13 protein-coding genes are annotated in these 13,248 nt (G+C 41.9%); 11 read left to right on the top strand and 2 right to left on the bottom strand.

Annotated features, from left to right (window positions below; translation table 11 throughout):
- Nucleotides 1-224: 224 nt before the first annotated feature.
- Nucleotides 225-1,085, top strand: a complete 861-nt coding sequence (locus QA601_02160; GenBank protein ID MDG5813867.1) for a tRNA threonylcarbamoyladenosine dehydratase — start codon at nt 225-227, stop codon at nt 1,083-1,085.
- Nucleotides 1,086-1,092: 7 nt separating this feature from the next.
- Entirely contained in the window at nt 1,093-2,046 is a 954-nt protein-coding gene (locus QA601_02155; protein ID MDG5813866.1) for a radical SAM protein, read from the top strand.
- A 185-nt stretch (nt 2,047-2,231) separates the two neighbouring features.
- Here the strand turns inward: QA601_02155 and QA601_02150 are convergent, their stop codons facing one another.
- Complete coding sequence (locus QA601_02150; protein ID MDG5813865.1) at nt 2,232-2,804, bottom strand: XRE family transcriptional regulator; 573 nt, start codon at nt 2,802-2,804, stop codon at nt 2,232-2,234.
- 847 nt (nt 2,805-3,651) lie between these two features.
- Between QA601_02150 and QA601_02145 the strand changes: the two genes are divergently transcribed.
- Both QA601_02145 and QA601_02140 read left to right on the top strand, forming a co-directional pair.
- Nucleotides 3,652-4,521 (top strand): type II CAAX endopeptidase family protein, encoded by an 870-nt coding sequence (locus QA601_02145; protein MDG5813864.1) that lies wholly within the window; start codon nt 3,652-3,654, stop codon nt 4,519-4,521.
- A gap of 334 nt (nt 4,522-4,855) precedes the next feature.
- Complete coding sequence (locus QA601_02140) at nt 4,856-5,797, top strand: cation diffusion facilitator family transporter (protein ID MDG5813863.1); 942 nt, start codon at nt 4,856-4,858, stop codon at nt 5,795-5,797.
- A gap of 37 nt (nt 5,798-5,834) precedes the next feature.
- Here the strand turns inward: QA601_02140 and QA601_02135 are convergent, their stop codons facing one another.
- Nucleotides 5,835-6,161: a DUF3784 domain-containing protein gene (locus tag QA601_02135; protein MDG5813862.1), complete on the bottom strand. Its 327-nt coding sequence runs from the start codon at nt 6,159-6,161 to the stop codon at nt 5,835-5,837.
- Here QA601_02135 and QA601_02130 point away from each other — a divergent pair, their 5' ends adjacent.
- From QA601_02130 to QA601_02100, 7 genes are all read left to right on the top strand, one after another.
- Nucleotides 6,162-6,446, top strand: a complete 285-nt coding sequence (locus QA601_02130) for a hypothetical protein (GenBank protein ID MDG5813861.1) — start codon at nt 6,162-6,164, stop codon at nt 6,444-6,446. It abuts the gene before it with no gap.
- A gap of 446 nt (nt 6,447-6,892) precedes the next feature.
- A complete protein-coding gene (gene cysK / locus QA601_02125) occupies nt 6,893-7,819 on the top strand; it encodes a cysteine synthase A (GenBank protein ID MDG5813860.1) in 927 nt (308 codons plus the stop codon).
- 47 nt (nt 7,820-7,866) lie between these two features.
- Nucleotides 7,867-9,159, top strand: a complete 1,293-nt coding sequence (locus QA601_02120) for an O-acetylhomoserine aminocarboxypropyltransferase/cysteine synthase (protein MDG5813859.1) — start codon at nt 7,867-7,869, stop codon at nt 9,157-9,159.
- A 40-nt stretch (nt 9,160-9,199) separates the two neighbouring features.
- Nucleotides 9,200-9,514: a hypothetical protein gene (locus QA601_02115; GenBank protein ID MDG5813858.1), complete on the top strand. Its 315-nt coding sequence runs from the start codon at nt 9,200-9,202 to the stop codon at nt 9,512-9,514.
- Nucleotides 9,515-9,529: 15 nt separating this feature from the next.
- Nucleotides 9,530-9,961, top strand: coding sequence for a hypothetical protein (locus tag QA601_02110; GenBank protein MDG5813857.1), 432 nt, complete (start codon nt 9,530-9,532; stop codon nt 9,959-9,961).
- Nucleotides 9,962-10,054: 93 nt separating this feature from the next.
- Complete coding sequence (locus QA601_02105; protein ID MDG5813856.1) at nt 10,055-11,308, top strand: TolC family protein; 1,254 nt, start codon at nt 10,055-10,057, stop codon at nt 11,306-11,308.
- Nucleotides 11,305-13,218, top strand: coding sequence for an efflux RND transporter periplasmic adaptor subunit (locus QA601_02100; GenBank protein ID MDG5813855.1), 1,914 nt, complete (start codon nt 11,305-11,307; stop codon nt 13,216-13,218). Before QA601_02105 ends, QA601_02100 begins: the two co-directional genes overlap by 4 nt.
- The last annotated feature ends 30 nt before the right edge of the window (nt 13,219-13,248 follow it).

Genomic DNA, 13,248 nt, shown 5'->3' with positions numbered 1-13,248 from the left:
AAACTCTGTTTTCTATTCATAAGTAGCTTTGTAGACCATTTAACCCCCTTTTGCTCCTGGTTTTTTAAAAAAAGGCACCCAAATTAAGCACTGTTCATTAAATCGGCTACCCGGTAAAAATAGATCGCAGGGGTGGACCGTACTTTTTCATCATTATTTTAAAGGTGTGCCTGAATTATTTTGCTACACTTCAATTAATTAAATAGTTGTTAAAGGAGTTTTGATTGTCCCTGAACCATGCATTTCATAGAATGGAGCTTCTTACCGGCTCATATACTTTAAACCAACTTGCCAAAACACGGGTGATTCTGTTTGGGGTAGGTGGTGTGGGGAGTTGGTGTGCCGAGGGCCTGATCCGTTCCGGGGTGAAAAACCTAACTATCGTGGACTCAGATCTGGTCTGTGTGACCAACATAAACCGTCAGGTGCAGGCTACTTCTAAAACACTTGGCTGTGTAAAGGTTACTGAGCTTGCCAGACGTCTCAGGGAGATAAGCGCTGATGCGCAGATCACCACTATCCAAAAAATCTACGATAACGATACACGCGAATCTTTCAACCTTTCTGATTACGATTATGTAATTGATGCCATAGACAGTCTTACCAGTAAGGTAACATTGCTCGAATCGGCCCTTAAAGCCAAAACAACGGTGTACAGTGCTCTTGGTGCTTCCTGCAAACTGGATCCCACACGGATTAAAGTAAGCTCGATCTGGGACTCTTATGGCTGCCGTTTAGGAAAGCTTGTCCGCAAAAGACTTCGTCGCAGAGGAGTCAGGGGCGACTTTAAATGTGTTTGGAGTGATGAAGTGCTTCCAGTTTATGCTATAGAAAGCGGATGCGGAACAGGGGAGTGTTTCTGTCCAAAAAGTATCAGGGGTGAAGAGGATGAGGAGGCGTTTATCCATGAATGGTGCTCCAGTAAAAAGCAAATAAACGGCTCTGCTGTTCATATCACCGCCACCTATGGATTTATGCTTTCGGGGCTTATTATACAGGATGTGGTCAAACGGTTTCCTACTGAGCATACGTTGCCTTCACCAGCTGCTACAACTGATAAAGACCCGCTTTTTAAACAAACGTGAACAACCTATGAATTCTAAAAGACAAAAACTTGTAAGTGATCGTAACAAGGGAGAATTCTGGAAACCCTGTCCCGGAACTACCGGAGGGTATCTTTGCTGTGGTTACCAGATAATAACCCCTCTTACCGGGTGTGGAATGTACTGTAACTACTGTATACTCCAGGTGTATCTTGAGCATCAGCATCAAACAGTGTATGAAAACTTTAATGATCTGGAGAATGAGCTTAAAACAAAGCTCAAACAAAACAATTCAGTTCTAAGGTTTGGTACCGGTGAGTTTGCGGATAGTCTGTATTTGGAAAATACGCTTGGAGTGTCAAAAAAAGTTGCCGCGCTTTTAGAGCCGTATAAAAATGTACTGATTGAGTTTAAGACCAAAAGTACCAATATCGATACACTCGGTGAAATCAAAACCCCGCGGAAAGTGGTGATCGGTTTTTCTTTAAACACCCAATCGATGGTCTCAAAGCTTGAGGAGGGTACCGCTTCTATTGAAGAGCGGCTTCGGGCTGCCCGCAAATGTGAAGAGATGGGGTTTAATCTGGCTTTTCACTTTGACCCTATGATCTGGTATGATGGTTGGGAAAAAGAGTACAGGGAAGTAGTTCGAATGCTATTTTCGCATATAAAGAACCCGCAAAAAATAGCCTGGTGCAGTATGGGGGGCTTCAGGAGTATGCCCGCACTAAAACATCACCTAAAGAAAAGTGGTAAGCACCTCTCGCTTTTTGCCGCTGAAATGATTACCGGAATAGATGGTAAGCTTCGCTACCCCCGCCCCTGCAGGGTTAGTTTCTACCGGGCCATGAAAGATGAATTTGAAAAGCACTACCCCGATATAACGCTCTATATGTGCATGGAGAGCCCCGAGGTGTGGAGGAGTTCAGGTATGATAGACAGGATTCCCCGCGGGTTGAAAATGTATCTGGATGAGAGGGCAAGCGGTATCCTGGGCATTTAGGTTTTTGGGTGGAAGGGTTGTATTAATTGTTTAAACAACAGACTCCAATTTCTGGCCCGATATACCTGCTAATGTTACAATTTTACCGCAACTGAGCGAAAAACGGTACTCCTTTTATCCAACAGTACCAGTCAGATGTTATCAGCGTTCAATTAAGTTTTTTCTTTGTGGCTACATTGTAAATACTATTTGTCAGAACAGATTAGATGTTCAGTATCTAATTTAGTGTCTTCAGAATCTAAAGACTCTTCTTCGATACATATTTCAGGTTGCGAGTGTTGTTGTAATTTGTTGTATTTAGATTCACTACTTTCCAGAAACATAAATGCAAGTTTCGCCATATAATGAGCCGCAACTTTTTCAAACTCAGCCAATCCTTTAAGTATTTTTTGGTCATTACGTTCTGTTTTTCCTAATGCTTTGCATAACGAAACAAGATGATAGTAAGCATATTGTATTTGCGTTGTTAAAGGTTTTGGTTTTCCGATGACTAGTTTCAATTCATAACCTAAAGTATGTACATAGTTATTCACATCTGTTATTGTAATTCTATCATTAGTAGAATGTTCCAGCTTAGAAATGTTAGATTGAGAAACCCCCATTTTTTTTGCCATAGCACCCTGAGTTAAACCTTTTTTTACTCGCAAAATTGTTAGATAGCGACTCAATGATCGATTATCTATGGCCTTGCTTATTTTTTCTTGTTCGGTTTTGTTAAATCCAAGAGCTTCGCTAAGTTCAGAAATCGTTTTATCCATTATTTAGCTCCTCAATTTTTTTATAAGATACTTGTATATCACTACTCTGAGTATTCTTGTCACCAATCGTCAGTATGTGTAATGTTTTATAACCAATAACCGGATAAATATAAAGCCGTAGCTGAAATCCTTTTACAGGAGGTCTTTGGTCAATAGCATATAAACCTTTTTTTCATCATGCACAAAAGAAAGCAATTTTTTAAGGAATCTGGATGTTCTCCAGATTCCAAAAGCTCTTTATAGGTTTTTAAATTATTCAAAACAATAGTTACTTCCTGATAGTGTTTTTTAAAGAGCTTTTTATCCCTTTTTCCGGGATATGTTTCGTGTATTTTCGTCTCCCAAGGCAAAGTTATGAGAACTCCTTCTCATAAAAGTATTACGTGTGCGATCTATTATTATTCTATATTGGAAAAAATTATCAATACTAAATACAAATATAACAAACTTTATTCCAAAATAGAATATATCTACCAGAAAACCAAAAAAAGTACCACCAAATTTGATATAAATTTATAGTTATTACGATAAAGAAAATATTCATTATGGATTGAAACGCAATATATGTCAGTGGCGAATAAACAGACACCAACAACCTGTATAGGAAACAGGTTACACTGCCCACAATATCTGGTCCGCTATACCTGCTAATGTTACAATTTTACCGCAACTGAGCGAAATTCATTAGCCACCGAAACAAAAAATGAAGCTACTGTTCGCCGTTTTCAAAACAACATCGCTACAGCTACTTTTATATCTTCGCTGAAAAAAGATGCTTTTTGGCACGATACTTGAATAACACCTGCTGGTTTCTACCGCAAACCAGTAGAACAGGAGAGTGCAGTAAATGAAAAATGCTAAAATTGTTTCAGGTATACTTGCCAGACTACTGGTGATAGTTATAGTTACCGTTTTTTTATCACAAGGTATTGCCTTATTGTCAGCTATAACTTTAGGCGTTACAGGGTTTGAGACGATGGCTGTAGGACCTGACTTCTTTCTTAGTTTGATATATAGTAGTGTCGCAGTTATTCCTGCTGTCTTCATCGTGTATACTATGTTTAAAGATGATTTCTCTATGGGATGGAAAGAGAATCGCTTAATGACAAAAGGAGTTGAGGGCTCTGTTTGGGGTATTTTCTTAATCACTGTACCCTTTCTTTTTGTGTGGTTACTTGGAGGGGTAAGGGTCGCAAATGTGTCATTTAACTCAGAGGTTTTAAAAAACATAGGACTGGGGATAATTTTGTTTTTGCTGGTCGCTATTTCAGAGGAATTACTGCTCAGAGGTTATCTGCAGGGGATTTTAAAAAAACATTTTGGCGTAAAAGCTGCAATCATTGCCGGCTCTCTCCTTTTTTCTTTACTCCATATCGGAAATCCTGATATTATGCAAAATCCGATACCACTGATTGTTTTATTTATTGCTGGTATTTTGTTTGGTGTCAGCAGAGAAGTAACCGGCGGCTTATGGGTGCCGATTGGCATTCATTTTACCTGGAATCTGTTTCAAGGTCATATATACGGTTTTGAAGTGTCTGGTATGGACTTTAGTCCCGCAGTTATAGAGATAGAAAGAACGGGGCACCAGCTTGTTTCTGGTGGTAACTTTGGCCTGGAGGGTAGTTTGATTACTTTACTATTTCTGATAGGGGCTGTTTACTTACACTGGCGGTATTATAATGGGAGAAGGAGTGACGAGTATGCTGAACAATAGAACTGAGAGACAAAAAACCAGAACTCGCCAGGATGGTTGGGTGAAAATTGTTTGAATTATGTGACCACCACCATATCGTACCACACGCGAAAATTTCCCTTATAGATACAGCAGCGAGCTGTTTGCCTTGGGGAGCTATCTATTCTCTCTCTCTCTCTCTTAAGAGTGCAGCAGTAAGCTGAGGGACAGGAGTACTGAAAGAGTGGTGGAAAGGAACGCGCGCCAGCCTTCTCACCACTGCAGCAGGTGTAGTGTGAATAATCAATTCATAGAATTAGATTTTCTTATCGGGTGAGGGTAGAAAGAGTAACATTGCGTTGATGGAGACCAAACTATGGAGATGGATGAGGAAAAAAAGGTTCCCAAAAGCATAAAAGAAGAGAAGTATTTGAAAGCATCTTCTTATGGAGCCTTATCTTTTGCGCTGATAGCGTTTTTTTTAGGCGTTTTATTACGCTCGCAGGTCATAATATTTGATGGCCTCTATTCTGTTATTAGTGTACTTTTATCCTTTTTTAGCCTTTTTGCATTTCGCTACATGAAAAAATCCGATTGGAGGCGATTCCCGTTTGGGAAGGATACAATTGAACCGTTAGTGGTACTGACCAAATACATTGCCCTTATTGCCCTTCTCATAGGCTCATTGATAGCCGCGATTGTAGCTATTTTTCAGGGAGGTCGTGAGATTGATGTGGGAGCGGGTCTTCTGTACGCCATATTTGCCTTCCTTTTTTGTTTAATGATGTACATGATTCTAATAAGAACCAACAAAAAATTAAAATCCAATCTTATACGAACCGAAGCAGCAGAGTGGTATTTAGATTCAATCGTCTCTTTAGGGGTTCTTATAGGGTTTCTGATTGCCTATGGATTTACCTTTGTGCCAGCATTGGCTCCTTATCAACCCTACATTGATCCTGTGATGATGATAGTTTTAGGTGTTTACTTTGTCGAATGGCCTATCAAGGAAATCAGGAAAGCATTACGGTCACTCCTTGATATGCGTCCAACCGACGAAAGCAGTGCTTATGTAGATAGGGTAATCAACGATATTCAGAATGCCTGGCGATTTCAGGAATCATTTACCAGAGTGACCAAACCACGCCAGAACCTGTGGCTGGAAGTTGATTTTATTGTCGGGAAAAAGAATATAGATCTTTCTATTCGGGAACAGGACAGTATTCGCAAAGAGATCATTGCAAAAATTAATGAGAAGTATGAAGGGGACCATTGGGTGACAGTGGTTTTCACTAACGAGCGAAAATTCGCGATATAAAGGATGGGTTTAAAATGGCTGCCTGGTGACTTTCTTTCTATTCGCTTCTTTTCTTATACCTGTTTCCGGTATTTGCATATACTAAAAACCCGATAATTATCAATGTAAATACTATCCAACCAGCAGTGGGAATCCATCTTATCGTAAATAGATAGCCTATCGAAGACAGCAATAAAACTGCCGCCAATACAAAAAGTAATCCACCGGTTCCGTTACATAACGCTTCCTTGTCGTACTCTTCTTTCTTTTGCTTTGAAGAGGTGTTGTAACCTGAGATTAGAAAGGCCCACTGCTTATGCTTAATAAGGTAGCCAAGCAGGACCAAAACAGTTGCAGTAAGGATCGCAGAAATGAATTCGGGCATATGGTCGTTCCTTTCAAAATGGCTCCGGTAGTTATTGGCATTTATATTGTACTTTTGTTTCGGGAACTGCTATACACCTTATGCAATGGTTTGATAGCCAATGCAATAACTATTATCGCAATCCACCAAATTTTTATTGCTGTTAGCGATGGGAATAATGATGCAAGCAGTATCCCAAACGCCAAAGAACTTAGTTCTATTAAAAAGATATCTGTAATAGTAAATGTTTTTACTATCGAGTTTGCCCAGGTTATAAAACCCATATTCACCTCCGTATTCAGATAAAAAAAGTCCCAACAACATCTCAGATAACTTTAGTCTTTGCCCTAAAAAAAATAAAAGCACTACAATAAATCAAACCCTACTTATGAGCCCGGTATGCGAACTCATAAGGAATCGTTTGGATGGACTGCACCCAACGTGGTACACGCTTACACGGGTCAAACAAGTTTCCGGGCGCATCTTTAAAAAGAATCCGGAATTAGGAATTAAAGACAGGAACAGGAATAAAACAGCAAACCTATATATCTTTTCCTGCTTCAAGATTCATCGCTCATATTTCACCAAAATGGGTGACTATGCAATTAAATGTTGACCAAACCGATCAACAATGATATATTTAAGTGTGGGCCACTCTGAACGGCGTGATTTTTGTGGTCCAAACAAAGGGATTTAACTTAGCTTATTAAAGCTTTATGTAGGAACAAACAAAGTGAGAGGGGTACCTATTTATGAAAATTGCCGAATCGATTGGAAAATTGGTTGGAAATACCCCGCTGGTGTCGATAAACAGGCTAAATACTGAGGGAAGGGCAAAGATAGCCGGTAAACTTGAATTGTTTAATCCCCTTTCCAGTGTTAAAGACAGAATCGGGCTGGCAATGATAGAGGATGCTGAGAAGCGTGGAGTCATAAAGCAGGGTACCGTTTTGATTGAACCTACAAGTGGTAACACTGGTATAGCTTTGGCGTATATTGCAGCATCAAAAGGGTACCGGTTAATTTTAACCATGCCTGATACTATGTCCGTTGAGCGGCGTAAACTTCTAAAGGCCCTGGGCGCTGAACTGGTACTAACCGAGGGGTTTAAGGGCATGAAAGGTGCCATTGCCAAAGCAAAAGAGCTAAATGATGAGATACCTGAATCAATTGTGCTCCAGCAGTTTAGCAACCCCGCCAATCCAGAGATTCACAAGATTACTACCGCAGAGGAGATCTGGCGGGATACAGACGGCAAGGTAGATATACTGATAGCGGGAGTTGGGACCGGAGGAACAATAACCGGAGTATCAGAGGTGATAAAGAGCCGAAAACCATCATTTAAGGCCATAGCAGTGGAGCCGGTTGGTTCACCGGTGCTTTCGGGCGGAAAACCCGGCCCTCACAAAATTCAGGGCATAGGGGCGGGATTTGTTCCGGATGTTCTTAAAACTGAACTTATTGATGAAATACTACAGGTTGATGAGGTTGATGCTGGTGCAACGGCACGAGCCGCTGCCCGTCAGGAAGGATTGCTTGTGGGGATTTCTTCCGGTGCGGCACTATGGGCTGCCATTGAGGTGGCTAAAAGAGAAGAGAATGAGGGAAAGCTTATTGTGGTTATATTACCCGATGCAGGTGAGAGGTATTTGAGCACGTGGCTGTATGAGCAGGCTTAAAAAAAAAAAATGATAATAGATATTGCCTAAACAGGAGGAGTTAGAGTATGGGCTCAGAAAAGCAGTACAGAATTGAAACGAAGGCACTCCATGCAGGGCAGCCGATAGATGAAACCATGTCAAGAGGGGTTCCTGTTTACAGAACTACTTCTTTTACCTTTAAAAACACCGAACACGCTGCCAATCTGTTTGCTCTTAAAGAATTGGGTAATATTTATTCAAGAATGATGAACCCGACTCAGGCTGTTCTTGAGCAGAGAGTGACTGAGCTTGAAGGTGGAGCTGCGTCAGTGGCACTGGCTTCGGGTACTTCTGCGATATTTAACACCATTGTTACTCTGGCAGCTTCAGGCGATGAGATCGTTTCGGCAACCAATCTTTACGGTGGGACCTATACCATGTTTGATGCCATACTGCCTGAGCTTGGTATTACAACAACATTTGTGGATCAAAAGGATACTGACAGCTTCAAAAAGGCTGTAACGGATAAGACCCGGGCCTTTTTTGTAGAGACAATCGGGAACCCGGTTCTTGATTTCACCGACATAGAGGCAATCGCAAAAGTCGCCCATGAGCATAATATCCCACTCATTGTAGATGGTACGTTTACCACTCCCTATCTTTTCAGGGCCATTGAGCATGGAGCCGATATAGTGATAAACTCATTAACCAAGTGGATGGGTGGTCATGGTGCTGCGATAGGGGGGATAGTAACCGACTCGGGTCGTTTTAACTGGAACAGTGGTCGGCATCCGCTCTTTACGCAGGCCGACAAAAATTACCATGGGCTTCACTGGGCTACTGATCTGCCCGAACCTCTTGCACCGATTGCTTTTGCACTTCGTTTACGCACTGTTCCTTTGCGTAATCTTGGTGGATGTATATCACCCGATAATTCCTGGATATTCATTCAGGGGCTTGAAACCCTGCCGGTACGTATGGAGCGGCACAGTTCAAATGCCCTTGAGGTTGCCAAATTTTTGAAGTCGCATAAAGCGGTATCATGGGTGCGATATCCGGGGCTTAAAGGTGATCCGTCATACTCGCTTGCAAGCAAATACCTAAAGAAGGGTTTTGGCGGCATGGTAGTGTTTGGTGTAAAGGGAGGCTATGATGCCGGAGTCAAGGTCATAGATAATATTAAACTTTTCTCTCATCTGGCTAATGTAGGGGATGCCAAGAGTCTTATACTTCATCCGGCAAGCACAAGTCATTCTCAGCTTACCGAGGAGCAGCAGGCAGCAGGTGGGCTTACTCCAGATCTTATACGACTTTCTGTGGGGCTTGAGCATCCGGAGGATCTTATAGAATCGTTGGACGAAGTGCTGAATACTATTTAAAACTAGTTATCTGTGAATACACATAAAAAAGGAGGGTGATATGGCACCATTGATCACATCGCTACTAATATTGATCTTTACAGCATCGGCATCTGCATGTTCTCTTCACGCTGCTCAAAAGGAGAATGCAAACGAAAACGAGCAGTTAAAAGAAATACTAATTCCTCAAAGAACCTGCACTGTAATGGGTGGGGAGATAAATGAGGAGCTTTATGTAGAAAAAGATGGTAAACGGATTTATGTATGCTGTGCTGGTTGCATTGAAGAAGTTGAAGAAAATTTCAATAAACATATAGGGCTTCTCGAAGAATTAGGGCAGAGTGTAGAATTGATCGAATCCAAAGAAGACCAATAGAGATTGGAAAAAGGGATGAACACAGGTAGAAATAAGAGATTTGCGGGGAGAGTATTGTCGCTGTCCTTTGTGCTTATACTCGTGCTGCTTGTGCAGTCTTTTGCAGCCTATTGTGATTCAGGTTCAAGTATCTATACTTCTGAATCTAAATGCACACAAACTCATGGTGAGTTTGCTGGTCATGCATGTTGCATGAATACAGCGCAATCGCATCAAGACACCTCGTGTGAAGAGCGCAGCAACTGCAATGCTTGCGTTTCACAGCAGAGCTCATCCAGAGGTAACACGGAAATATCAAGATACATGGAACATATAGGTGAATATTATACACCTATTTTGTTCCATGACTATGTTTCCAATGTCTATACATTAAACAATAAACATATAAACTTCGAACTGACACTTCAGTTTCAACTCCCGCCTTCAACTCCGGTTCTGCTGATTTAATACTACTTGTGTTTACTCAATGAATGTTGAAAGATGCAACAGTAATGGTTGCATTCTCTTTGTAATCAACTAATACGGGTAAAGGAGACAAGTATGTCTAATCTACGTAGAACATTAGTAGCTTTGCTGCTGCTTTTTACAATGCTGCTAACTCCCCGCGTTTTTGGGGAAAGCAGTACCGGTACTGAACCTTACCAATCACCTGTTGGAACTACACTTCAGGATTATATAGACTATGCTTTAGGTAATAATCCTGCCATATCGGCTGCACAAAACAACCTTAGAGCTCAGCGTGAACAGGTATCGATAGATTCCTATTTACCGGATCCAATGGTTATGAGCAGGTTTGGTTCTGATGATGGTTTCAGTAGCGTTGGTGTAAGTCAAAAAGTACTATTCCCAACCAAAATTTTAACACAGAGAGAGGCTGCACGCGAGCTGGTTAAGCGTGAAGAAGCAAAACTTCAGCACGTTCGATCTGAAACTGTAGCCAGGGTGACTGAGGCGTATTCTGCTCTGTATAGTGCAAAACGAATGCTTTCTGTACTTGAAGATAATCTCGGGCTGCTTGTTTTTCTGGAAGAAAACACCAGGGTACGGTATATAACCGGTGCGGCACCTCAAAGTGAGTTGGTCCGTCTTCAGGTAGAGATATCAAGAGCCGAAGATGCGATTAGCAGTGTGGAACTTAGGATAAATACCTACACACAAAATTTGGCAGAAGTGTTAAACATTGACGATCTGTCGGTTATCTCAATCAACACCGAAGCAGAGTTGAACTCGGGTATTGACGATACTGATGCGCAGGTCATTGAGAGTGCTCTTTCCAACAACTTTGCGCTTCAAATGATGGAAAAAGAGCTTAATGCTGCTTCAAAATTGGTAAGTCTTGCAAGGCAGCAGTATATACCGGATTTTGAAATCGGAGCCGAGTATATGCGCGACAGAGCTATGGGAGATTCCTGGAGTGTGGGAATAAGTATGAATATCCCTGTTTGGACCGGAAGAATCAGCTCAGAAATAGAAAAAGCCGAACAAATGAAAAATTCGGTAAAAAAGAATCTAGAGCAGATGGTTAATTCTGTACGAACAGAAACGGTAAGAAATATTAATGAGTACAGGGATGCAATGAGGAAAGTAAAGTTATATGAGGATGTTATTGTACCTCAGGCTTCACAGGTGGTTGAATTAACCCAAACAGACTACCAGACCGGAGCAGCCAGTATAATGGAGCTTATCGATTCACAGCGAACGTTGCTTGAGTTGGAAGAGGATCTGATAAATGAGTTCTTAAGGGCCAAAAAAGCACAAGCACAACTATACAATCTGACAGGAGTCAATAAATGAGAGCCAATAGTAAAAATATAAAAGAAAAAATTGTTAGTACTTTTTCATCTGCAAAAGATAACAAAAAGCTAAGAACAATTCTTATTGTGCTTTTGGCTTTTGTGGTTGCGTATCGTTTAGGTGGCGCATTTTCACCAGGTGCAAGTGACCATTTTTCACATGATCACGATCATGATCATACACATGAACAGGACGAAAACGGATACTGGACGTGCTCAATGCATCCTCAGATAGTGCTTTCTGAACCAGGACAATGTCCCATATGCCATATGGATTTGATACCAATGGAGTCGGGTAGTGGCTCTCAGGATGAACATGGAGAGAGGGCCCTTACGCTTTCTCAGTCTGCCGCGCGTCTTTCGCGGGTTGTAACAACCCCGGTAAACCGCCAAAGCGGAGCTGTAAACGTAAATATGAACGGAAGAATTGTTCCCGATGAAAACCGCATCGAGGTAATAAGCGCGAGGATGGGTGGTAGAATCGATCGGCTCCTGGTTGGTGAAACCGGTGCCAGAGTAAACCGGGGAACACCGCTGGCAGCTATCTACAGCCCGGAACTATTGGCGCTTCAGCAGGAACTGATAAGTGCCAATGCTTCTGTTAAGCGGATTGGTCAAAGTGCAAGTGAGCTGGTAAGAAACAGCGCACAACGGAATTTGAATGCTGCCAGGGAGAAATTGAGGCTTCTTGGCTTTAGTAATTCACAATTAGAGGAAATAATGGCCCAAAGTACGCCCTCAGACCATATGACCATCAGGTCCGCTCAGGCGGGGATTGTGTTGGAGAGGAAAGTAAGTGGTGGTGATTATGTGCAGGAGGGGACAGATCTGTTTAAGATCGCAGACATCTCCGGTGTATGGGCTAAGCTTGATGCTTACGAAAGAGATCTTTCTCATTTGCGGGTTGGTCAGGAAGTTGAGTTCACTGTGTCGGCTCTTCCCGGTGAAACATTTACGGGTAATATTTCGTTTATTGATCCGGTGATTGATCCCTTTACACGCACTGCGGGGGTTCGTGTAGAGGTAAATAATAGCGACTACAGGCTTAAACCGGAAATGTATCTGAGAGCTTCAACAAAGCCTAAGCAGAGTGATACTGATCTGGATTCAGATTCCAAACCGTTGGTTATACCCTCAACTGCGCCACTGTTTACCGGTAAACGGGCAGTAGTGTATGTGGAAAAGAGTTCGGATGATCAGGGGTATGTTTACGAAGGCAGGGATGTTGTTTTGGGGCCCAGGACCGGTGATTATTATATAGTAGAATCAGGGCTTGAGGAAGGTGAACGTGTTGTATCTCATGGCGCTTTCAGAATCGACTCTGAGCTTCAAATTCGTGGTAGACCAAGTATGATGAACCCCGAAGGGGGAGCACTTACCGGGGCACATGCACACCATGGTGATCATCAGGAGGCAGGTACACCAGAGGATAGCCATGAGGGAATAGATGAAACAGTTCACTCTGTAGAAGTCTCTTCTGCTTTCCTTGAAAATCTTGATCCGGTATATCAAAGCTATTTCAATCTATCAAAGTCACTTGCCAATGATGATCATAATTCGGCAGTTGTGGCAATGGGAGAACTTGGAGAACAGATCGATAAGGTTCATGGCAGTAGTGGAGACGATCTAACGGTGTGGGATGAAAGCAAAAAGGAAATGCTCGAAGTCATTTCACATAAGAACCATTACTCAGACATCGAGGAACTACGAAACGCATTTGCAAATTTATCAGAACAGGTAATAACACTTCAAAGAGTGTATGGACATCATTCCGGGGAGCATTTTCTGGCATTTTGCCCTATGGCACTTAATGACAAGGGGGCTTACTGGCTCCAGTCACAGGATCAGATATCTAATCCCTACTTTGGAGAGTCGATGCTTCGTTGCGGGGAGATTAAGGAAACATTCTGATAAGACATATATGGTAATGGAAGTGTTTGA

Source organism: Chitinispirillales bacterium ANBcel5, assembly GCA_029688955.1.
GTDB lineage: Bacteria > Fibrobacterota > Chitinivibrionia > Chitinivibrionales > Chitinispirillaceae > Cellulosispirillum > Cellulosispirillum alkaliphilum.
The sequence above is the reverse complement of the archived record's forward strand: the minus strand, read 5'-3'. Positions and strand labels throughout refer to the sequence as shown.

What these genes read in the sequence shown, in the direction of transcription:
- QA601_02135 (MDG5813862.1), bottom strand. Translation starts at nt 6,161, where the DNA reads ATGCCCGAATTCATTTCTGCGATCCTTACTGCAACTGTTTTGGTCCTG.
- QA601_02105 (MDG5813856.1), top strand. Translation starts at nt 10,055, where the DNA reads ATGTCTAATCTACGTAGAACATTAGTAGCTTTGCTGCTGCTTTTTACA.
- QA601_02150 (MDG5813865.1), bottom strand. Translation starts at nt 2,804, where the DNA reads ATGGATAAAACGATTTCTGAACTTAGCGAAGCTCTTGGATTTAACAAA.
- QA601_02140 (MDG5813863.1), top strand. Translation starts at nt 4,856, where the DNA reads ATGGAGATGGATGAGGAAAAAAAGGTTCCCAAAAGCATAAAAGAAGAG.
- QA601_02145 (MDG5813864.1), top strand. Translation starts at nt 3,652, where the DNA reads ATGAAAAATGCTAAAATTGTTTCAGGTATACTTGCCAGACTACTGGTG.
- QA601_02120 (MDG5813859.1), top strand. Translation starts at nt 7,867, where the DNA reads ATGGGCTCAGAAAAGCAGTACAGAATTGAAACGAAGGCACTCCATGCA.
- QA601_02155 (MDG5813866.1), top strand. Translation starts at nt 1,093, where the DNA reads ATGAATTCTAAAAGACAAAAACTTGTAAGTGATCGTAACAAGGGAGAA.
- QA601_02115 (MDG5813858.1), top strand. Translation starts at nt 9,200, where the DNA reads ATGGCACCATTGATCACATCGCTACTAATATTGATCTTTACAGCATCG.
- QA601_02130 (MDG5813861.1), top strand. Translation starts at nt 6,162, where the DNA reads ATGGTCGTTCCTTTCAAAATGGCTCCGGTAGTTATTGGCATTTATATT.
- QA601_02110 (MDG5813857.1), top strand. Translation starts at nt 9,530, where the DNA reads ATGAACACAGGTAGAAATAAGAGATTTGCGGGGAGAGTATTGTCGCTG.
- QA601_02100 (MDG5813855.1), top strand. Translation starts at nt 11,305, where the DNA reads ATGAGAGCCAATAGTAAAAATATAAAAGAAAAAATTGTTAGTACTTTT.
- cysK (MDG5813860.1), top strand. Translation starts at nt 6,893, where the DNA reads ATGAAAATTGCCGAATCGATTGGAAAATTGGTTGGAAATACCCCGCTG.